Source organism: Pustulibacterium marinum, assembly GCF_900116665.1.
Lineage (GTDB): Bacteria > Bacteroidota > Bacteroidia > Flavobacteriales > Flavobacteriaceae > Pustulibacterium > Pustulibacterium marinum.
Window position 1 is genome coordinate 59,650 of the sequence record NZ_FPBK01000009.1, and the last position, 19,827, is coordinate 79,476.

Consider the following 19,827-nt stretch of genomic DNA (forward strand, 5'->3'; position numbering starts at 1 on the left):
TTTAGGGACTTCATAGCTTTTTATTTTAATTCGGTGATGTCTCCGATGATATCATCCTGATAACCCAGCATTACCAAAGTGTTGGCGTGATCGAGGAACGTCAGCTCATCAGGCCAAACCTTTTCTTTGTAAAAATCGGAGGAAAGCACTTTGTCCAATCCGTCTACACTGTCGAACCAAAGTTCTGCGGTGCCGTCAAAATCATTGACCCCAATCACTGCGGATTTTTCCTTGATGGGATGGGTCTGTAAGTAACGTATGACGTGGTCTTTGGCTTCAGGAATCTGCCTGAAGAGAGGACCGTGCTTTTCGATATGATGTTTTACAAATTCTTCTTGTGTCAATTTCGGGTTGCGTTTCAGCAACATGGTCATCTTAATCATTGCTTTATTTTTTTTTGCATTAACAGATCTATTTTTTCGGTGTCCAGCGGTGCAGGGATTTATCTTTAAGCCCGTCGGGATAGGTAATCAATTCTATCAACGTTCCCCAAGGCGCTCTTCCGTAAACACCTTTGTTGCGAGGGCCATCTTCCACATTCGCCAGTCCGTGTGGCGGAGAGAGCAATTCTCCACCGGCAGACGTAAACTGTTTGCAGGCAGCGTCGATATCATCCACATAGACTGCCATATGTTGAAGACCATAATCATTTAACCCGGCTGTTTTTTGCTGTGGCGCATCGGCAAATTGAAAAAGCTCGATAGTAGGCCCATTTCCAATCTGCACCAACCGCATGTGGATGATTTTACTATCCTTGGGAATACCCAATTGCTTTTCGGTTTCAGCACCGCTAAAAGGTTTATCTCGTTGCGGAAGGACATCATAAAGTGTTTTGGCATTCAATGCCTTTTCAAAAAAAGCCGATGCGGCATTCACATCCGGCACAGTCATCCCAACGTGGTCGATACCACGGAAATTATTTTCTATATTCATACCTTCTTTTTTGTTGTTTTCTTCTTTTTGCGACCCGTTATTGCAGGAAACCAATAGCAATCCTGAAACGGCAAGGGCGATAATATTTTGGGTTATAAATTTCATCCTCAATTGTGTTATTTTTCAAAATCGTAAAAATTCAATCCAACGTCTTCGTTCTTTATTTTTACCACCTTTGTATCTAAAGGATAAATGAAAAACTCCCCGGCTCCACGTATCTTGGCATCGAGCAAATGACCGGCCAACGCTGTATAGTCACTTTTTCCAAGCGTAATGTGGAGATGAAGTAGAGGCTTTCCTTCCGTAACCGAAATATTTCCGGAAATATTGGAGATTTCCATTTGCTCACTGTATGTTTTATCTACGTATTCCTTTGTTGTCGGGTCAAAGAATCTCAGCGTTGCCTCATTGGTCGCTCCAATACCTATAATCTGTCCTGCTGTTATTTTCTGTGACACCACAAAATCGGTGAGGGCATCCAATACACTGCTTTTGTCTGCCAAGCTTACGATATAGGCCGTGTTGACTTTACGGGCTGACCATTGATTTCCTGTTAAGTTTTGCGCCTGGAGGTTCATAGCAATGATGGATAATAAGATGGTTAAATAAATTTTCATTTTTTCCAGATTTTAGTCAATCCCGAACTTTCACCTGTGAAAGGGTCTTTATCGGGTAATTGGAGATGGGCAATCCTATTGTCTGCAGCAGGGCGTTCGCCTTTCTCTCCTTTCATCAAATCAGGACTTAGGTTATACGGATAAGCGCCCAAGACGGTAAAATCACTACTATGGCTGAGGCATTTGTGTCCTACACCAGCGGGGATAACGATGATATCGCCTGCTTCTATGTTCAGCTTTTTTCCCTTCTCTCCACCCAAATGCAATAAGGCATTGCCGCTGAAACAACCTAAAACTTCGTGGGTATTGCTATGGTAATGATGGAAGGGATAAACGCCCCACCGCCAGGTATTGGCCCAGCCATTGGCAGCGAAATGCTCCTCTAACCAGTCACCTCCAGTATTACCTCTTTGTGAGAACGCATTTTTGTACAAAAGCAAAGGAAACCTGCTATTGGGAATGCTTCCGTCATCTTTAAAATACAATATCTGCGGTTCTGCGTTGGTCATAGCTGATAAATGTTGATGAATAAGAAGCCCACCAAATGCAAGCGTTCCAGTCTTTATAAATTTTCTTCTTTCCATAACCCTATTTTTTTGAAAACATTCTAAAGCTTGCTTAGCAGGAATACTTCCATTGGTTTTTCCAGTAAATCCTGTGCTTTGTCTTTGAAAGCTACCAAATGAGTATTAGCCAAATGTTTTTCCAGTGCATTCCTGTCTTCCCAGTTTTCGTAGAAAAAGAACACCTGCTCTTCGGCACTTCCTTGGTGGAGATCATATTGGATACAGCCTTCCTCTTGTAAGGTCGGAGCTACAAGCGATTGCAAAAGCGCCTTAGTTTCTGCCACTTTCGTTTTTTTAGCTATTATTTTAGCGATTACTGTTAACATTCTTTAGATTTTATATTTTATTTTAATGGACCATTGCTCACCTCTTTGCCTGCTTTGTAAACGGAGAAGATATTTCGGGTTGCCTTGATGTTTTTTGCTGGGTTGCCGTTGAGAATTAATAAATCCGCGGTTTTTCCTTTTTCGATGGTCCCGAACTTATTGTCAATCTTTAGCATTTCCGCCGCATTTTTTGTACCTACAGTAATTGCCTGTAAAGGCGTAAGCCCCGCCTGAACCATCAGTTCCATTTCCAAATGCTCGCTGAAACCTTGTGCCCGCAAAGGCATCGCACCACTATCAGTTCCCATTGCAACGAGAATTCCGGCATCATACAATTTTTTCAGATTTTTGAGGGCCATTTCAAAAGCTTTCACATTCTTAACATAATCGGGCTCATTTTTTAAATCATTTTGATATTTGGCAGAAGTGATCATTTCATACACGCCGGGTTCCAGTGAATTTTTAAAGAAGGGATCTTTTACCCATTCCGGTTTGCGGGCATAGATGTAGGTAAACTCATCGAGGGAAAGCGTAGGAACATAGATAATTCCTTTGCTCTTTATCTGCTGAATGGTGGCATCATCGATGATACTGTCACGTATGCTGTGCCCGATAATATCGACGCCGTCGGCAATTAATTGTTTGGCATCAGAAAGATAATACAAATGGGCAGCTACCCGCAATTGGCGTTTGTGCGCTTCCTCTATGATTGCTTTATAGATTTCAGGTTTCATTTTGGTAAATTTTCCGCCAAAATCATCCACCCAAATTTTGACCACTTCGGGATTTACCTTTTGCAGGCTATCCATCTCTGCCGGAATCTGCTTTATGTCAGTTGGACGGTAAACATTATCCATTGCAAAGTTGATGGGCGGTGCTCCGTTTGGAACGCCAAAACCATAGCCAGCACTATGGATACGTGCTCCCGGCAAAAAACCAACGGCAGAACTATCCCTGATACCGCTTTCAAAAAGATACGGCCTGTCGCTACCCATTACCATAATGTTGAGCACACCGTAGTCTGCATATTTTTTGAGTTGGGAGAGTATATTATCCCTCGTGTAACTCTCTGCTTTATTGGTAGTACCTTTTAACGAACCAATATGAACGTGGGCGCTGATGAGTGCGGGCATACCATATTTACCCGAAAGGTTAACGGTTTTTACACCGACTGTATCCAGGTTATTTCCGATATTGGCAATGCTATCACCCTGTATCAGGATATCTGTATGTTTGCGGGGAGCGCCTCCGTTACCGTCGATGAGCGTAACATCTTTTAGTAAAAGCGTTTCTTTTTTGTTGCTTTTATCATTCTTGCAGGCAAATAATGCTAAGAATACTATAGCTATTAATCCTGACTGACAAAATTTTCTGATATTCACAGACTGTTATTTTTTCGGTTAATTAATTTCTCTGACTACTTCTTTAATTAAATTTCTGAAGTTTCTTTGTGTACGTGACACGGTAACAGACCAATCACTGCAAGTACGGGCTATGTCTACAGGAGCAGATTACCTGTCTTCGTGCAATATGTCGTACGATAATATTTAACCCCAGTCATTTAAAAACAAAGTTCAGCAATGTCATTTTGATAAAATTTGTAAAAACACAGGGTGTTTTTGTAAATTTATCTTATCAATCAAAATACCTATGAAAAAGATACAGTTCGAACAATTGGTCATCCACGATTATCAGGAAAAGACTTTTCATCTTCCCATACACAGCCACACTTATTACGAACTAGTGTATATCCGCAGTGGCGGTGGTATTCATTTACTCAACAGCAGCCGTTTGCCTTACAAAACCGGAGACCTTTTTATCATCAGTCCTGAAGATGAACATTATTTCGAGATTGCAGAGAAGACCCATTTTACTTTCATAAAATTCACGGACGATTATTTTTCGGGACATACGATTTACTACCAGGCTGATGCCTTTATTTCCCTCACACCGGAAACTATTATGCGCAATAAACTACTAAAAGAGGTAAAATTAGAAATGGATGAACCTTGCGTATCCATACTTAAAAACACAATAGAGAACATCGTGGCTTATAATTGTAAAAAAGATATTGCGCAATCGCCGTTGATGTTTTACCAAATCCTTTCTATTTTCGGACTAATCAAAGAGGCTGCTGCGAAGCTCAACATCAGGATTGACAATGGTGAGCCGGACAAGGAAGAGCTTATTTCATATATTCATCAACATATCTATAACCCCGGTTTACTTCAAATTAAAAATATTGCCGGACATTTTTCCATATCGCCCAATTATTTTAGTGATTATTTTAAAAATAAGTTTGATATCAGTTATCGAACTTATGTGAAAGATTACCGCATCAGGATTATCGAGAAACGTCTTTCGGTGCCATCTATCACGCTCTCACAAATAGCTGACGAGTTTGGGTTTACTGATGAAAGCCACCTGAATAAGTTTTTCAAAACGCATAAAGGTATCGCCCCTAAAGTGTATAGAAAGCTATACTTAGAGGGCAATGACTTGGCATAAGAATACGCAACATCATCTGACATAAAATATAGTACCATCAAGTTTGTTTGCCTTTTAAAAGAGCGATAATTGAATGAAAGATTAGTTGATTTGGCTATCCTGAATTTGTCGCGAAAAGAATTCTACTTTTCTTTTTCCAACTATATAGTACATCAATTCTTGCGAAATATAAATAGTATCAAAACAAAATTTTATGTCTTTGCCAATAATCGGATTAGCTTGAATTTCATAAGGGTAAGTTATTGAAATACATTTTTCATTAGCGCATAGGAATTCGTTTTTGAATTCAATCTTTTCAATCCCACTTTTTATCAGCGAAATGCAGAATGTTTTGTGAAAATGTCTTGGAAAGTCTTGAGCTTGATTTTCTATGGGAATGAAACCGATGTCGTTTGTTTTTGTCAATCTTAATAACTACAAAGTACAAATTTAACCTTTTAACATTAGGTATTACGCCAAATCCCGCCACGTAAAGCCAAACCCTGCCACTTCTTCAAAGGGGTTTCCCTGCTGCTATAATTTTAGGCTTCAAGTAAAATTCTAAACAAAATTATAGTATGGACACACATCAAAAAGACCTATCGTATTTCAGGTTACGACTGCAAGAATTATTAAACACCAGCTTCCCCGAAAAGGCACACGACCAAAAATTTATTGAGCAACGTTCTTCGTGGGCTACCAATGCCTACGAGGGTGCATTTAGTTCGGGAAATACAGTTGAACAATGTAACGAAATAGCCAACTACATTCTGTTTGAGGGCTTACACTTCTCCAAATTCGACACCGTTTTTCAGGTGGTATGCAATGAGTTTGATACCATAATGGCAGATGAGGAACTTTGACCGCCCTATCCATCCAATATTAAAATGGAAAATTAGAATATGAGAAAATAATGGACTATTCTCAATATCATGCTTCCTTTGATAGTTAAAGATCATTATTGCTATAAAAAAGCTAACTTTGAATTAAGCAATATTCAAGTTTATCCAGTGAGATCTTTTACTCTGCAGAATTAGAAAGATGTTATAGAATGACAACCTGTTTCTATACATCCAAAAACAAAACATAGCAATAAAAAATTAATGAAAAAAGTCATTTTAAAAAGCGGAAATATAATTCAAATAAAACTAAACCATAACCTAGGATATATATGCAAAAGTCGTTAATATGTGTGACTTTTCAGAGGATGATTTATCCAATACCTTTCATCTAATTATATACCCTTACTATTATGTAGTTGAAAATGAAAAAGATTACTCTCAAGAGGATTTTATAAAATCAGAGCCATTAACGGGGCCTCTTTTTGTTGATGATATAGTATGGTTGATACGAAAAAATATTTATAAAATTAAAGGAGATGTACCATTAAAGAGCTATGAAAAACGAATTCCAGCTTTTAGAGGATTTGCAGCTATGGTTTTTAAAGTTCACTACTATGAAGATGAAGCAACTCATTGGGATTATTTTGAAAGAGGCACACCTTTTAAAAGATTTGAGACCACTTATGATAAAGTTAAACATCTAGAAGATAATGTAGCACATGATTTTGAGGCTATTGAAATGCGCTTATCTATGGAAATTCTTCATCGTTCAGGTAAAAACGTTAAAGATTATTACAAACTGGAAGACTGGAGAGAACTAAGTTTGTATAATAATATGATATATAAAACTCCTTTTACTGAAGTACCTGATGATATGAAAGGTAAAGTAGAATAATTTTACCACATTTAAATTTTAACTCTATCCAAAAACTTTTTTAAGTTTTTGAACATCATCACTAAGCTTACGGTCTACAATCTTAGCATAATGCTGGGTAGTTTTTAAAGATTTATGGCCGAGCATTTTGCTAACAGATTCAATAGGAACTCCGTTGGATAAAGTAACGGTAGTGGCAAAGGTATGGCGAGCCACATGAAAAGTAAGGTTCTTATTAATTTCGCATATATCGGCTATCTCTTTAAGATAGCTATTTGTTTTTTGGTTGCTAGACATCGGTAACAAAGGCAAACCTTTTTGCTCTTCGTCATAATATTTAGCAATAATATGTTTGGCTGCCGGAAGTAAAGGAATATTACTTACGGTTCCGGTTTTGGTTCGTTTAACTTTAATCCATTGTTCTCCATCAATTCCCAAGATGATATCATCATGGGTTAATTTGGTAACATCGACATACGCCAGTCCGGTAAAACAAGAAAATATGAAAGCGTCCAGCACCTGTTCCAAACGCTCGTTGGAAAGTTCCTTTTCAATCAGCTTATTCAATTCCTCTTTGGTCAAAAACTCTTTTTCAATTTCTTGAGTTCGTAACTTGAAATTGTAAAACGGATCTTTTTCAATCCAGCCATTGGCATAACAAATACGAATTACCTTTTTTAAATAGGATAAATACTTCATTGCAGAGTTATGGGAAACGTGTGCCGTAGTTTTTAGGTAATAGATAAAACTATTGATATACTTTACATCAATATCTTTCACCAAATAATCCTTTGCGGAATAGTTTGCCAAATTAAAATCAGACACATGTCGCTTGGTTGTTTTGTAACGTTGCAATGTTCGCATGGTATAATCTTTCCCAACCAATTTTTCCATTTTAGCATTATGCTCGTCAAACACTTCAAGAATGTGTTTTCTGGAATCGTCTTTCCCTAAATAACGGTTGCGAAGTTTTAAGGCTGTAATATCTTGTTGCTTATCCATCATATCTTGATAAGCACGATATACATTTTTCTTAATCATGTCTAGGTTCCGGTTTACCTCTTTCGTAGTAGGAGAAGAACCCATCAATTTATTAGCCTTGGCATTCCATTTCTCCAAACTCACCTTTAAAAAGGTGCTTAATTCGGAGCGTTCTCCATTATAAGTAATACGCAAATAAATAGTACCAACGTCTAAATCTTGCACTTTACTTTTTCTGATATAGAATAATATAGATAATAATTCTTGCATAGGTTACACCTTTTTCTTTTTCAAAGATAGCAGATAGCAACCAAACACAAAAACAACAAAACCTTGATTTATAAAGATTTAATACTAATTCGGGCGCACCTGTAGTGACACCCGAAGTGCACCCGAATCACTCCCATATTAGTTGTATTTAATTGATTTTAATTGAATACTGAAAAAAGAAAAACCCTGTAAAATCTAGTGTTTTACAGGGTTTTAATATCATTTAATATGTTAAAAGTACTCGAGGTGGGAATCGAACCCACACTCCCGAAAGAACTGGATTTTGAATCCAGCGCGTCTACCAATTCCGCCACTCGAGCATTTTAGGAGTGCAAATGTAATAATTTTTTCCAATCCAAAAACAAATTAAATTAAAGAATTATCTTTTGGAGTTGAAAATTATTTCTAAATTTGCACCTCAATTTACACAACACAATATTAAATAACTACTAAACAACAATTTAGCTATGGCATATGTAGCGCCAGAACCTAAAATATTTGCTTGCAGACAAAGCGTTGAATTAGCTCAAGAAATCGCTAAAGAATATGGCGCGGAATTGGGTAAAATGACTTTCTCTACCTATAGTGATGGGGAGTTTCAACCATCCTTTGAAGAGTCTATTCGCGGTGCACGTATATTTATTATAGGTTCTACACATCCTGGACCAGAGCATTTAATGGAAATGCTTCTTATGTTAGATGCCGCCAAAAGAGCTTCTGCAAGACACATTACTGCAGTAATGCCATATTTTGGATGGGCAAGACAGGACAGAAAAGATAAACCAAGGGTTCCGATAGCGGCTAAAATGGTTGCCAATATTTTAGAAACTGCTGGAGCAACCCGAATTATAACCATGGATTTGCATGCAGATCAAATCCAAGGATTTTTTGAAAGACCTGTAGATCATTTATTTGCCTCTACTGTTTTTCTTCCATATGTGAAAAGTCTTGGATTAGACAATTTAACTATTGCTTCTCCAGATATGGGTGGTTCTAAAAGAGCTTATGCGTACTCAAAGTATTTAAACTCTGATGTTGTTGTTTGTTACAAACAACGTAAAAAAGCCAATGTTATAGAACACATGGAGCTTATTGGAGATGTTCGTGGTAAAAATGTGATTTTGGTAGATGACATGGTAGACACTGCAGGAACATTGACCAAAGCTGCAGATTTAATGATTGAAAAAGGCGCCATTAGCGTAAGAGCTATTGCAACGCATGCTTTGTTAAGCGGTGATGCTTTTGAAAGAATTGAAAAATCTGCACTTAAAGAATTGATCACAACAGATTCAATTCCTTTAAGACAACCATCAGATAAGGTAAGAAGACTTAGCTGTGCTAAACTTTTTGCAGATGTGATGCACCGAGTACAAGATAATGTTTCGATCAGTTCGAAATTTTTAATGTAAGAATTATTTTTATTTAAATTTTATATAATGAAGTCAATTACAATTAAAGGACAAGAAAGAGAAAGCGTGGGTAAAGTAGCTACTAAGACCTTACGTAATGCTGGAATGGTTCCTTGCGTGTTATACGGAGGAGAAAACCCAATTCACTTTTCAGCAGAAAGTATTGCATTCAAAGATTTGGTTTACACTCCAGACGCACACACAGCTGTGATTGATTTGGAAGGTGGAAAATCTTTCAACGCAATTTTACAAGACATTCAGTTTCACCCTGTAACAGATGAAATCTTACATATTGATTTCTATCAATTACATGATGATAAAGAAGTTACTATTGAAATCCCTGTAAAAGTTACAGGAAAATCTCCAGGTGTTATGGCTGGTGGAGTTTTACGTTTGGTTAACCGTAAACTAAAAGTAAAAGCGCTTCCTGCTAACTTACCAGATTATATCTATGCTGACATTTCTGGATTAAACATGGGTAACAAATTATATGTTACTGCGGTTGCTACTGAAGATTACAAAATTATGCACCCAGACAACACTGTAGTTTGTCAAGTAAGAATTTCTCGTGCGGCAATGAAAGCTGCTCAAGAAGCTGCAAAAGCAGAAAAAGCTGCAGGAAAGAAAAAATAATTCCTAAGCATAGCTTATACAAGAAAAGCACTCTACTTAGAGTGCTTTTTTTATTTTTGCATCATTCAGAAAAAATTCAGAAAAAAATGAAGAAGTTTCTCATTGTTGGCCTTGGAAATATTGGCTCAGAATACGACGAGACCAGACACAACATCGGTTTTAAAATTTTAGACGCCTATGCCAAAGAGCACGACCTCACTTTTGAATCGGCTAAGCTAGGAAGCATTTGCACCCAAAAAATTAAAGGGAGAGCTATTACATTTTTGAAACCGAGTACATACATGAATCTTAGCGGAAAGGCGGTAAGATACTGGATGGAGAAAGAAAAAATAGATATTCAGAATATATTGATTATTACCGATGATCTTAATTTACCATTTGGAACTATACGCCTTAAAGGTAAAGGAAGCGATGGTGGACATAATGGCCTTAAAGATATCCAGAATCAACTTCAAACAACCAATTATCCAAGATTTAGATTTGGCATTAGTGCTGAGTATTCAAAAGGTCAGCAGATAGATTATGTTCTTGGAACCTGGAGCCAAGAAGAGCAAGATAAAATGAAAGAACGTTTACAAAAGTCTATAGAAATAATTCCATCATTTGTACTTTCAGGATTAAACATAACCATGAATTCTTTTAATGGAAAATAAAAAAAGGAGTGATTAAAAATCACTCCTTTTTTATTTTCTTTCTTATAAATCTTATTGAATTACAATCTTCTTAGTTTCGGTACTTATTCCGTCAGAAACCTTCACCAAATATACCCCTGAAGAGACATTTGTCAAATTCAGGTTTTTAGTTAGACTTCCTGAGTTTGAAAATTCTTGAGCAAAAACACTTCGTCCTCTAATATCAAAAATACTCACGCCAATATTTTCGCCAGAATTAGAAGCCATGGATAGAGTAAAATTACCATTGTTTGGATTCGGATAAATATTGAACGACTGAATTCCTCCTAGCTTCGCATTATTTAGAGTTGCTACTTGACCGCAAATAGTAATTGACCATGAGTTGATATCTCCTGTATCACTACTATAATAATCTGCTGCTAGAAGTTCCCAATCACCGGCAGAAGACTCTCCGGAAAAATCCGATAGGTTTCCATCCGGGGCATATGTACCTACAGTTGGGTTTGCACAAACAATGCCCGAACCGGTATCGTCAAACGTAACAGTAAATGCATCTTGACCGGCACAATCTCTATTCCATAACAATACTTGAGTTCCATTTGGACTATTTAACCCTATTACAAGATCTTGTATGTACGTATGTGTAGCATCTACGGTTGCAGTTACACTTTGTACCGTAATATCTTCAGAAATGGTTACAGCATTTGAAACCACAGCACCAGGAGAACCTGCTCCCACTCCATCAGGAACTGAAAGTGTAGTTTCATTTGAATATGTAATACAAGTTTCCGTAAGGGTATAACCAATAGCAAAAACGCTAGAGTTTACATTATAGAAAATATTATCCGATGCTTTGACCATGATTCTACAACTTGTTGCTGCAAGATCTGGCACGGTGATATCTACACTTCCATCATTCGGAGTATCTTCAACAAGCAGTATATCAAAATTTGCCCCTCCATCAATAGATAAATATACATCTACATTGGCACCACCGGTTAATGTGTTTGTACTATTCACATCCCAAGTAATTGTTTCTGTAGTTCCTTGTTCCCAAGATGTTTCTGATGTGGTTTGAGACGTAACTTCAAATGGACCAACATTTCCATCTACAGTAATAGATACATCATCTCTAGAAGTTTGACCTCCATTAACCAATTCATTATCTCTTACCGTTAACGAAAAATCTAAAGACCTATCTACTGATGGTGTTACTTCCCAAGTGGAAGACAAAACTCCATTTAAAACAAGTGAAAGATCTGGAAAATATCTTTTTGGTGAAGACACTGGATCTAAACTACGATAATTTGGACCTCCGCTTGCTATTTGCACAGGTGGTTGACTGGAAATTTCATTATCTATTTGTTCCCAACAATAAGTTAAGTCATCCCCATCTGCATCTACAGCTGTTCCCTCCAATACATAAGGAGTACTCATTGGTATTGTATAATCATTCCCAGCATCTACAACCGGAGCCGAATTTCCGTTAGCAATATCATCTGAACATGTTGCCGTAAACAATACACAATTTTTCATTTGAGCAATGCTAACAGCATGGAAATAATCGTCTGAATTACTTTGAACATTAGGCGCACAAATACCTGCATATGCCATTATAGTACTTCCACTTCCTGGCTCTACGGCAGTGGAACTGCTTCGATTACCGCCACATGAATTGTTAAAGGTATGAGTTGCCCCAAACTGATGTCCCATTTCATGGGCTACATAATCTACATCATATGGATCACCAACTGGCGCTGACGAACCAGTAATTCCACGAGCTTTACTAGATGTACAAGGTACGTTTAGCTGAGCTAAACCTCCACCTCCAGTACTAACTGTATGTCCAATATCATAGTTAAAAATCCCTATTACATTATCTATTACAGTCTGACTTTGATTAATTAAAGCACCTGCATTGTTGTTACTAAAATTATCACTGGTGATAAAAATAATATCATCATTGTTATCTATCAATTGCATAGATACTGCCATGTCTCTCTCATAAATCCCATTCACACGTGTCATAGTCACAACCATTGCCGCTAAGACAGCTTCTTTTTGCTCATCGATAGTACCGTCTTGTACTTCGGCAGCGGCTATATGGTATGCTGCGTATTCTATGGTACATGCCATTGCCAAACGGTATGTTCTAAATATACCATCATCCATTGCAGGCAATTCATTCATGTAAGTGTTCATTTGCCTTTGTCCTAAATCATCTTCATCGGTAACTTGGCAAGAAAAATCTCTACTCTCAAAAAGATCACTTTTCTCATATACAATGTAATTAGATAAGTCCTTTGTATAAGTATCGATATAAATCACCTTGCTATTTGATGTAAATAGCATGGCATGCAACCCAAATTGGGTAACACTAAATCTGATGGTATGCAATGGGTTTGAAATCCCTTCCCCTACATAAGAATTTAGGCTAGGATATTTTGATAACAAACCTTCGGCTACCACAGGAGCATTGTAAATTCTGAAAGTTTCTAAATCACCATTTCCAACAGGAAACTGAAGCTCTACATTAGAGAAACCACCTGACAATCTTTTTGGTGCGTTACTAAGCTTATTTTGAATTTGAACAAAGTTCAATTGATATAAATCAAACTTATCTGGCATCGCTTCTCTCTCCATTAGGGAAGACCCTTCTATCCTATCTTCATTAATAGATATCCAAAGATCTTGCCCAAAGCAAGAAACTGTAAATATGCTAAATAAAGACCAAAGTAACAGTTTTTTCATGTAATTGAGTTTTTAGATTTTAAAAAAAATGTTATGCATTGTGCAATATAATATGAACTAATCAAATATTTGTAGAGATTTTTTACAGGTTGGTATATTTTTTAAATTTCATCTAAATATATTGTTAATATTTAATGAATAAAGTGCACTTTTGCAATCGAAAATAATCCAAAAAATACCCTCTTATGAGAAAAATTACTTTTCTTTTACTACTACTTTTTGCTGGTTGCCTGCAAAGTTTTGGACAGCAAAAGAAGAAAAACACCACTCCATTGACTCTCAATAGTGAAAATCAAAATTTCAAACAAGAATTTGGTTTTGTTCGTTGTTTGTCATCCGAAAATGAAGAACGCCTTCAGGAGTTAAGTCCAAATAGATTAACAACTGAAGAATTTGAAGCTTGGATAGCACCTAAAGTGAAGGAGATCAAAAAAAGAATTTTAGCTTCTCCGAATAACAAGACAATGGGTACTGTGGTTACCATCCCAGTAGTTGTGCACGTTATTCACGATGGAGATGCAGAAGGTGTAGACGAAAACATTTCATATGAACGCGTAGCCTCTCAGATTACTGTGCTTAATGAAGATTACCGAAGAATGGTAGGTACTCCTGGTTATAATGATAATGAAGTTGGAGCAGATATTGAAGTTGAATTTTGTTTAGCACAAACAGCGCCAGACGGCACCTTAACAGATGGTATTGACCGTGTAAATTTATCCGGCCACACTTGGAATCAATCTAACGTGGAAAGTGTTTTAAAACCAACTACCTATTGGGATCCTACCTTATATTTCAATATTTGGACTTGTGAGTTTGGAGGCAACCTAAACGGAGTTCTTGGTTATGCTCAATTCCCAAATAGTTCAGGTCTAGGTGGTTTAAGCACAAATTACGGAAATGCAGACACGGACGGTGTTATTCTTGATTGGAGATGCTTTGGGTCTACAGATTATATCTCAGGTGAAACCTTCTTCAGTGGATATGATAAGGGAAGAACATTAACTCATGAAATAGGTCATGCCTTAGGTTTACGCCATATTTGGGGTGATAATTCATCTTGTACAATTTCTTCTGACGGAACCGATAGTGGCCAAGATTATTGCCCGGACACACCACCCGCTTCTCAATCAAATGGTTCATGTGCCACTCCAATCAACTCATGTACGAATGATGACCAAAATGACATGGTTGAAAACTATATGGATTACACCTACGACACATGTATGAATATTTTTACACAAGATCAAAAATCTAGAATTTTAGCTGTTCTGGAAAACTCTCCAAGAAGAGCTTCTCTATTGACATCTACAGTATGTTCAGTTCCAGGACCAGATCAAGATAATAATGGAAAGTTAGAAATTGACACATATTCTGCATCTGTATGTGACTCTGATTTAGATGTTAATTTAAAACTAACCAACTTGGGTAGTATTGATTTAACAAGCGCCACTATTTCTTACACATTAGATGAAGGAACTGCAAACACCTATTCATGGACCGGCACATTGGCTTATGGTGATTCTCAAGAGATTACTCTACCTACAACTGGGGTTTACAATTCTGGAGATCATACATTTGAAGTCTCTATCTCTACCGTAAATGGTATAGCTGATGAAAATACTGAAAACGATACCGATTCTATAGAATTTTCTTTCTATTCTTTCGAATCTAATAGTGATATAAGCCTTGAGCTTCAGCCAGATTATTATGGATATGAGACCACTTGGGAGTTAACGGATTCTGATGGTAATGTTTTATACAATGGTGGCCCTTACGAACAAGGAAGTAGCAATATTTTTGGCTACTACTTAGATGATCTAGATGCACAAAACTTTACTCTAGAAGACGGCTGCTACACCTTAACAGTTTTTGACTCTTCTGGAGATGGTTTATGTAGTAATGAAGACTCGGATGCGGATGGTTATTTTAGTTTAATTGCGAATGGAGAAACGTTTTATACTGGTTGTGAGTTTAGTAATGAATTATCTGTATCATTCTACTTAGGAACTATGGGAACTGATAAATTTGGACTAGATACTATTTCTCTTTACCCTAATCCTGCATCTAATGTTCTAAACATTAACATTGGTAATAATGATCTTCCAGATCATTACACAATCTACAATACCTTAGGTCAACGTGTATTAGAAAGCAATATTTCATCTGAAAGTGATCTACAAATTAATACAAGTGCTATTGCAACTGGTATTTATATTGTAAAAATCACTAGCGGAAACCAATCAACTGCGATGCAGTTTATTAAAAAATAATCTAACCTAGAATTACATATACTCATCGGATGTCAAAATTCCGATGAGTATCTAAACAAAAAAATCCCGGAATATTCCGGGATTTTTTATTTGTTATATTTTCAACTTACTACTTGCAAAGCACTCCGTCTATTTCTAGAACAGGAAGGTTTTGCATAGCTCTTTCATTGATAGTATTTTTTCTGAAAATAAATTTCTTTTCAAACATTTTACCTTCTGCAAAGAATGTTACGTAGAATTCATTATTCAAGCGTAACACATCTTCTTGCATCAATTCTATTTTGCCGTATGATTTTGGCTCTAAAGCTTGAATAACATGGCGAAACGTTGCTGTTTTGGTCTCTCCATCATATCCTTTAGAAACAATCAAAACAGTTTCAATTGTATCTTCTCTGTCGTTTATAATGTAGGCATTCCAGTCTTTTCCTTGAAACTCTTCGTTCCACTCGTGCGCCACAGCAACGTAGACGTTTTCAACCTTTGGAATTTCAATATCTTTCTTCATTACTTCAAACTAAAAATTCCTGAATTATAAAGCTGATTTGAATTGCTCTAAGAAACGTACATCGTTCTCATAAAACATACGGATATCACCAATTTGATACAACAACATGGCTATACGCTCTATTCCCATACCAAAAGCAAAACCTGAGTATTCTTTAGAGTCAATGCCGCAGTTTTCCAAAACATTAGGATCTACCATACCACAACCCATAATTTCTAACCAACCGGTTCCTTTGGTAATTCGATAATCAATTTCATTCTCTAATCCCCAATAAATATCTACCTCAGCACTTGGCTCTGTAAATGGAAAATAAGAAGGACGAAGACGAATTTTAGATTTCCCAAACATCTCTTTGGTAAAATATAAAAGCGTTTGCTTTAAATCTGCAAACGAAACATCTTTATCTATATACAAACCCTCTACCTGGTGGAAAATACAGTGAGAACGCGCCGAAATAGCTTCATTTCTAAATACTCGGCCAGGAGAAATGGTACGAATTGGCGGTTGATTGTTTTCCATATAACGCACCTGAACAGAACTGGTGTGCGTACGCAATAAAACATCTGGATTCGTTTGAATAAAGAACGTGTCTTGCATATCACGTGCCGGATGATACTCTGGCAAGTTCAATGCGGTAAAGTTATGCCAATCGTCCTCTATTTCCGGACCTTCGGAAACGTTGAATCCTATATTTGAAAAGATTTCAATAATCTGATTTTTAACCAATGATATCGGGTGACGCGAACCTAAATTAATTGGTTCTGACGGACGTGTAAGATCTCCATACACACCTTTGTCTTCTTCAGCATTTTCCAGCGCTTCGCGAATTTCGGTAACTTTTCCTTCAGCTGCTTGTTTTAGCTGGTTAATGGTTTGCCCAAATTCTTTTTTAGCTTCTTTAGGAACATTTCTAAATTCCGCAAAAAAGTCATTCAATATGCCTTTTTTTCCTAAATATTTAATTCTGAAAGCTTCTAGTTCTTCCTTTGCTTTAGTATCAAATTTTTCAACTTCCGCAATATGCTCCTTAATCTTGTCTATCATGGCTTTTTACTTATGAAGGGCAAATTTAAAAATATTTTGGCTAGAAACAGGGAAAGATAACGTAATCTTCATCTACTGGTTTTCACCAAAGCATACCTTTGTATTATAAATATTTCAATATGAAAAAATATATCGCACTTTGCTTACTTGCATTTATGTGTACTTTTAGTTTTGCTCAGGAACTAAAAATGATGAGTTACAACATTCGCTACGGAAATGAAAACGATGGTGAAAATGCTTGGAGCAAGCGTAAAACTGCCTTAGTAGATCTTATTAATTATTACAGTCCGGATGTGTTTGGAACTCAGGAAGGATTAAAATATCAACTAGATTACATTACCGAAAACACTGATTATGCCTTTGTAGGCGTTGGTCGTGATAACGGAAAAACAGAAGGTGAATATTCGGCTATTTTTTACAACACCCAAAAAGTAACTTTAGAAAAATCGGCTACATTTTGGCTTTCTCCAACTCCTGAAAAACCTAGTAAAGGTTGGGATGCTGCACTGAATAGAATTTGTACGTATGCTTTGTTTACAAATAAAAAAAGTAATCAAAAGTTCTATGTTTTCAATGCACATTTTGATCATGTGGGCGTGAAAGCTCGTGAAGAAGCTGCCAAACTCATTCTTCAAAAAGTAAAAGAAATAAATACCGAAAATTACGCAGCATTTGTTACAGGCGATTTCAATTTAACTCCGGAATCTACTCCAATTCAAATATTCAGCAAATCACTTCATGATAGTCATGAATATTCCAAAACCAAACCATACGGTCCGGTTGGAACTTTCACGGGTTATGATTTCAGTATTATACCAGAAAATAGGATTGATTATATTTTCACAACCAAAAATGTTACGGTAAACAGCTACCGCGTAATTAGTGATTTTTCAGAATTTAAATATCCTAGCGACCATTTACCGGTATTTATTTCGGCTATGCTTGAATAAAATCTCTTTCTATAAAATAATGCACAATGGCTTCTTTCATTAAAACACTTTGTTCACCGGCTTTTAATGAAGGAAGTTCTTCTTTCACTTTGTAATGTGGCCAACCATCTGGATCTACAAACTCAAACTCATAAAAACCGTACGGTTCTAGCAACTTGCAAATAGCAATATGCATGAGGTTTACCTTATCGTCCTTTTTAAATTTTCTATGTACTTGTCCCAATTCTTGAACACCTATTAAATATATAATACTTTCCAAATCTAACTCATCGCCATCTGCAAATCTGTTGGAAAGTTGAGTAACCACTTCATTCCACTGTTCGCGGAGTTTTTCGTCTCTTGCCATCTTCAAAATTCTTTTCGTGATGGCAAAGTTACAAATACTATGTTGTAAAGTTTATATTTGTTAAAATTTAAGTAATGAACTACCTAGATATTGTTTTAGGAGCACTGCTGCTTTTTGGATTGGTTCGTGGATTTATGAAAGGTCTACTGCTAGAAATTGCTTCTTTAGTGGCTTTTATTCTTGGAATTTACTGCGCTATTCACTTTTCATTTTATGTGAGCGATTATCTAAAACCAAAACTAGATTGGGAAGAGAGTACATTGAATCTGGTTGCTTTTGCCATCGTTTTTATTGGTATTGCTTTTGGAATTCACTTCATAGGGAAGCTCTTGACCAAATTGGCAAATGCTGCAACTCTTGGATTGATGAACAAATTTCTAGGTGCCATTTTCGGATTTTTAAAAATTGGTTTGGTTCTAAGCGCTTTACTACTATTTTTTAATAGCACTAATAATCTAGTTCGATTTATTGACGAAAAAACACTGGAAGATTCTGTGCTATACAAACCTATCACATTAGCTGGAAAATTTATTTTTCAACGAATGATAGATAGTGAAATTGCAGGCGAAGAAGACTTTGAAAATATAGAACTATAAAAAAAGCCACTCAAATTTGAGTGGCTTTTCTTTTATAACTTTTTCACATCTGGTTCTGGTAACCAACCTGTTTTTCCGTCTGCGAGCTTTATTTTTCGCCAACCGTTGAGTTCATTCATTAACTCTACTTTGGTTCCTTCATGCAACATAAAAATCTCGTCTGCCGAGGCATTGGGTTCTGACTTTACATTCGTTTCCGGCACATAGACAATGGCAAAGTTACTGTCATGAACCACATCAAACTGAATGTATGCAAAAATATTGGTGACAATACACAGCAATAACATGATTCCTGCTAAAATGAAAAATATACGCTTTTGTAGACTTTTGTAGACCAGAAAATAGACACTCACAAAAATCACAAATAAGAACATGCAAACCACTCCAATTACAGCCCAACCATTATAGGTATACCTTCCTATGGTATTCTCTTTGAACTTTTGCCAATCAGTCTTTGGTAATGGCTGAATTGCATCAATAGTCATGTTTTTTGCAAAAGTGATATTGTTTTTAATATCGGCATCGTTTGGAGCCAATTGCAATGCTTTTTCATAGTAATAGATACTTGGCGCTATATGACTTAATTTGTAATGTGCATTGGCCAAATTATAATACAAATTGGCAGAGTCTTCTCCGTTCTTTAAAATTTGTTCATATTTAGAAATCGCATCTTCATATTTCTTCGCATTGTACAAATCAGTCGCTTTTCTGAACAATGCTTCATTATCTTGTGAAAAGCCCACAAAACTCACTAAGAATAAGAAAATATATATAAACTTTTTCATCATCATTCGT

21 protein-coding genes and 1 tRNA gene are annotated in these 19,827 nt (G+C 36.5%); 9 read left to right on the forward strand and 13 right to left on the reverse strand.

Translation table 11 applies throughout. The features are described from left to right. Positions 1–20 precede the first annotated feature (20 nt). The 6 genes from BM383_RS12215 to BM383_RS12240 are packed head-to-tail and all read right to left on the reverse strand — an operon-like array spanning position 21 to position 3,824. A complete protein-coding gene (locus tag BM383_RS12215; protein WP_093025429.1) occupies positions 21–383 on the reverse strand; it encodes an EthD domain-containing protein in 363 nt (120 codons plus the stop codon). A gap of 28 nt (positions 384–411) precedes the next feature. Next, positions 412–1,038 (reverse strand): VOC family protein, encoded by a 627-nt coding sequence (locus BM383_RS12220; protein ID WP_218157937.1) that lies wholly within the window; start codon positions 1,036–1,038, stop codon positions 412–414. Positions 1,039–1,049: 11 nt separating this feature from the next. Continuing rightward, on the reverse strand, positions 1,050–1,550 hold the full coding sequence (locus BM383_RS12225) for a PPC domain-containing DNA-binding protein (RefSeq protein ID WP_245766580.1): 501 nt from the start codon (positions 1,548–1,550) through the stop codon (positions 1,050–1,052). Further along, positions 1,547–2,134, reverse strand: coding sequence for a cupin domain-containing protein (locus BM383_RS12230; protein ID WP_218157938.1), 588 nt, complete (start codon positions 2,132–2,134; stop codon positions 1,547–1,549). Before BM383_RS12230 ends, BM383_RS12225 begins: the two co-directional genes overlap by 4 nt. A gap of 23 nt (positions 2,135–2,157) precedes the next feature. Then, complete coding sequence (locus tag BM383_RS12235; protein ID WP_093025430.1) at positions 2,158–2,442, reverse strand: putative quinol monooxygenase; 285 nt, start codon at positions 2,440–2,442, stop codon at positions 2,158–2,160. Between the two features lie 17 nt (positions 2,443–2,459). Beyond that, on the reverse strand, positions 2,460–3,824 hold the full coding sequence (locus BM383_RS12240; RefSeq protein ID WP_093025431.1) for an amidohydrolase family protein: 1,365 nt from the start codon (positions 3,822–3,824) through the stop codon (positions 2,460–2,462). Between the two features lie 268 nt (positions 3,825–4,092). On the opposite strand from BM383_RS12240, the gene BM383_RS12245 reads away from it, so the two are divergent. From BM383_RS12245 to BM383_RS12260, 3 genes are all read left to right on the forward strand, one after another. Further along, complete coding sequence (locus BM383_RS12245) at positions 4,093–4,950, forward strand: AraC family transcriptional regulator (RefSeq protein WP_093025432.1); 858 nt, start codon at positions 4,093–4,095, stop codon at positions 4,948–4,950. 557 nt (positions 4,951–5,507) lie between these two features. After that, complete coding sequence (locus BM383_RS12255) at positions 5,508–5,792, forward strand: DUF1896 family protein (RefSeq protein ID WP_093025434.1); 285 nt, start codon at positions 5,508–5,510, stop codon at positions 5,790–5,792. A 325-nt stretch (positions 5,793–6,117) separates the two neighbouring features. Further along, positions 6,118–6,666 carry a hypothetical protein gene (locus tag BM383_RS12260; RefSeq protein ID WP_093025435.1) on the forward strand — a complete coding sequence of 183 codons (549 nt, stop codon included), beginning with the start codon at positions 6,118–6,120 and terminating at the stop codon, positions 6,664–6,666. Between the two features lie 24 nt (positions 6,667–6,690). Here the strand turns inward: BM383_RS12260 and BM383_RS12265 are convergent, their stop codons facing one another. Both BM383_RS12265 and BM383_RS12270 read right to left on the reverse strand, forming a co-directional pair. Then, positions 6,691–7,896, reverse strand: coding sequence for a site-specific integrase (locus BM383_RS12265; protein WP_093025436.1), 1,206 nt, complete (start codon positions 7,894–7,896; stop codon positions 6,691–6,693). Positions 7,897–8,134: 238 nt separating this feature from the next. Continuing rightward, positions 8,135–8,216: transfer RNA gene (locus tag BM383_RS12270), tRNA-Leu, on the reverse strand. Between the two features lie 147 nt (positions 8,217–8,363). On the opposite strand from BM383_RS12270, the gene BM383_RS12275 reads away from it, so the two are divergent. From BM383_RS12275 to pth, 3 genes are all read left to right on the forward strand, one after another. Then, complete coding sequence (locus tag BM383_RS12275) at positions 8,364–9,305, forward strand: ribose-phosphate pyrophosphokinase (RefSeq protein WP_093025437.1); 942 nt, start codon at positions 8,364–8,366, stop codon at positions 9,303–9,305. Between the two features lie 27 nt (positions 9,306–9,332). Beyond that, positions 9,333–9,938: a 50S ribosomal protein L25/general stress protein Ctc gene (locus BM383_RS12280; RefSeq protein WP_093025438.1), complete on the forward strand. Its 606-nt coding sequence runs from the start codon at positions 9,333–9,335 to the stop codon at positions 9,936–9,938. Between the two features lie 86 nt (positions 9,939–10,024). Next, positions 10,025–10,591: an aminoacyl-tRNA hydrolase gene (gene pth / locus BM383_RS12285; protein WP_093025439.1), complete on the forward strand. Its 567-nt coding sequence runs from the start codon at positions 10,025–10,027 to the stop codon at positions 10,589–10,591. 51 nt (positions 10,592–10,642) lie between these two features. Here the strand turns inward: pth and BM383_RS12290 are convergent, their stop codons facing one another. After that, the gene (locus BM383_RS12290; RefSeq protein ID WP_093025440.1) at positions 10,643–13,321 is read right to left on the reverse strand and encodes a zinc-dependent metalloprotease; all 2,679 of its coding nucleotides are present in this window, start codon (positions 13,319–13,321) and stop codon (positions 10,643–10,645) included. A gap of 185 nt (positions 13,322–13,506) precedes the next feature. On the opposite strand from BM383_RS12290, the gene BM383_RS12295 reads away from it, so the two are divergent. Then, the gene (locus BM383_RS12295; protein WP_093025441.1) at positions 13,507–15,591 is read left to right on the forward strand and encodes a zinc-dependent metalloprotease; all 2,085 of its coding nucleotides are present in this window, start codon (positions 13,507–13,509) and stop codon (positions 15,589–15,591) included. 109 nt (positions 15,592–15,700) lie between these two features. On the opposite strand, the gene BM383_RS12300 is transcribed toward BM383_RS12295, so the two are convergent. After that, on the reverse strand, positions 15,701–16,096 hold the full coding sequence (locus tag BM383_RS12300) for a hypothetical protein (RefSeq protein ID WP_093025442.1): 396 nt from the start codon (positions 16,094–16,096) through the stop codon (positions 15,701–15,703). A gap of 24 nt (positions 16,097–16,120) precedes the next feature. Further along, entirely contained in the window at positions 16,121–17,140 is a 1,020-nt protein-coding gene (pheS, locus tag BM383_RS12305) for a phenylalanine--tRNA ligase subunit alpha (RefSeq protein ID WP_093025443.1), read from the reverse strand. A 119-nt stretch (positions 17,141–17,259) separates the two neighbouring features. On the opposite strand from pheS, the gene BM383_RS12310 reads away from it, so the two are divergent. Further along, entirely contained in the window at positions 17,260–18,090 is an 831-nt protein-coding gene (locus BM383_RS12310; protein ID WP_093025444.1) for an endonuclease/exonuclease/phosphatase family protein, read from the forward strand. Here the strand turns inward: BM383_RS12310 and BM383_RS12315 are convergent. Continuing rightward, positions 18,077–18,436, reverse strand: coding sequence for a hypothetical protein (locus BM383_RS12315; RefSeq protein WP_093025445.1), 360 nt, complete (start codon positions 18,434–18,436; stop codon positions 18,077–18,079). The two genes, BM383_RS12310 and BM383_RS12315, sit on opposite strands and share 14 nt — an antisense overlap. Before the next feature lie 74 nt (positions 18,437–18,510). Here BM383_RS12315 and BM383_RS12320 point away from each other — a divergent pair, with 74 nt between their 5' ends. Continuing rightward, a complete protein-coding gene (locus BM383_RS12320; protein WP_093025446.1) occupies positions 18,511–19,032 on the forward strand; it encodes a CvpA family protein in 522 nt (173 codons plus the stop codon). Between the two features lie 32 nt (positions 19,033–19,064). On the opposite strand, the gene BM383_RS12325 is transcribed toward BM383_RS12320, so the two are convergent. After that, positions 19,065–19,817, reverse strand: coding sequence for a tetratricopeptide repeat protein (locus tag BM383_RS12325; RefSeq protein WP_093025511.1), 753 nt, complete (start codon positions 19,815–19,817; stop codon positions 19,065–19,067). Positions 19,818–19,827 lie beyond the last annotated feature (10 nt).

Coding starts and splice junctions, on each gene's coding strand:
- BM383_RS12225 (WP_245766580.1), bottom strand. CDS start 1,550: ATGAAAATTTATTTAACCATCTTATTATCCATCATTGCTATGAACCTC.
- BM383_RS12260 (WP_093025435.1), top strand. CDS start 6,118: ATGTGTGACTTTTCAGAGGATGATTTATCCAATACCTTTCATCTAATT.
- BM383_RS12230 (WP_218157938.1), bottom strand. CDS start 2,134: ATGGAAAGAAGAAAATTTATAAAGACTGGAACGCTTGCATTTGGTGGG.
- BM383_RS12290 (WP_093025440.1), bottom strand. CDS start 13,321: ATGAAAAAACTGTTACTTTGGTCTTTATTTAGCATATTTACAGTTTCT.
- BM383_RS12310 (WP_093025444.1), top strand. CDS start 17,260: ATGAAAAAATATATCGCACTTTGCTTACTTGCATTTATGTGTACTTTT.
- pth (WP_093025439.1), top strand. CDS start 10,025: ATGAAGAAGTTTCTCATTGTTGGCCTTGGAAATATTGGCTCAGAATAC.
- BM383_RS12265 (WP_093025436.1), bottom strand. CDS start 7,896: ATGCAAGAATTATTATCTATATTATTCTATATCAGAAAAAGTAAAGTG.
- BM383_RS12220 (WP_218157937.1), bottom strand. CDS start 1,038: ATGAAATTTATAACCCAAAATATTATCGCCCTTGCCGTTTCAGGATTG.
- pheS (WP_093025443.1), bottom strand. CDS start 17,140: ATGATAGACAAGATTAAGGAGCATATTGCGGAAGTTGAAAAATTTGAT.
- BM383_RS12325 (WP_093025511.1), bottom strand. CDS start 19,817: ATGAAAAAGTTTATATATATTTTCTTATTCTTAGTGAGTTTTGTGGGC.
- BM383_RS12295 (WP_093025441.1), top strand. CDS start 13,507: ATGAGAAAAATTACTTTTCTTTTACTACTACTTTTTGCTGGTTGCCTG.
- BM383_RS12300 (WP_093025442.1), bottom strand. CDS start 16,096: ATGAAGAAAGATATTGAAATTCCAAAGGTTGAAAACGTCTACGTTGCT.
- BM383_RS12275 (WP_093025437.1), top strand. CDS start 8,364: ATGGCATATGTAGCGCCAGAACCTAAAATATTTGCTTGCAGACAAAGC.
- BM383_RS12215 (WP_093025429.1), bottom strand. CDS start 383: ATGATTAAGATGACCATGTTGCTGAAACGCAACCCGAAATTGACACAA.
- BM383_RS12320 (WP_093025446.1), top strand. CDS start 18,511: ATGAACTACCTAGATATTGTTTTAGGAGCACTGCTGCTTTTTGGATTG.
- BM383_RS12235 (WP_093025430.1), bottom strand. CDS start 2,442: ATGTTAACAGTAATCGCTAAAATAATAGCTAAAAAAACGAAAGTGGCA.
- BM383_RS12245 (WP_093025432.1), top strand. CDS start 4,093: ATGAAAAAGATACAGTTCGAACAATTGGTCATCCACGATTATCAGGAA.
- BM383_RS12315 (WP_093025445.1), bottom strand. CDS start 18,436: ATGGCAAGAGACGAAAAACTCCGCGAACAGTGGAATGAAGTGGTTACT.
- BM383_RS12255 (WP_093025434.1), top strand. CDS start 5,508: ATGGACACACATCAAAAAGACCTATCGTATTTCAGGTTACGACTGCAA.
- BM383_RS12280 (WP_093025438.1), top strand. CDS start 9,333: ATGAAGTCAATTACAATTAAAGGACAAGAAAGAGAAAGCGTGGGTAAA.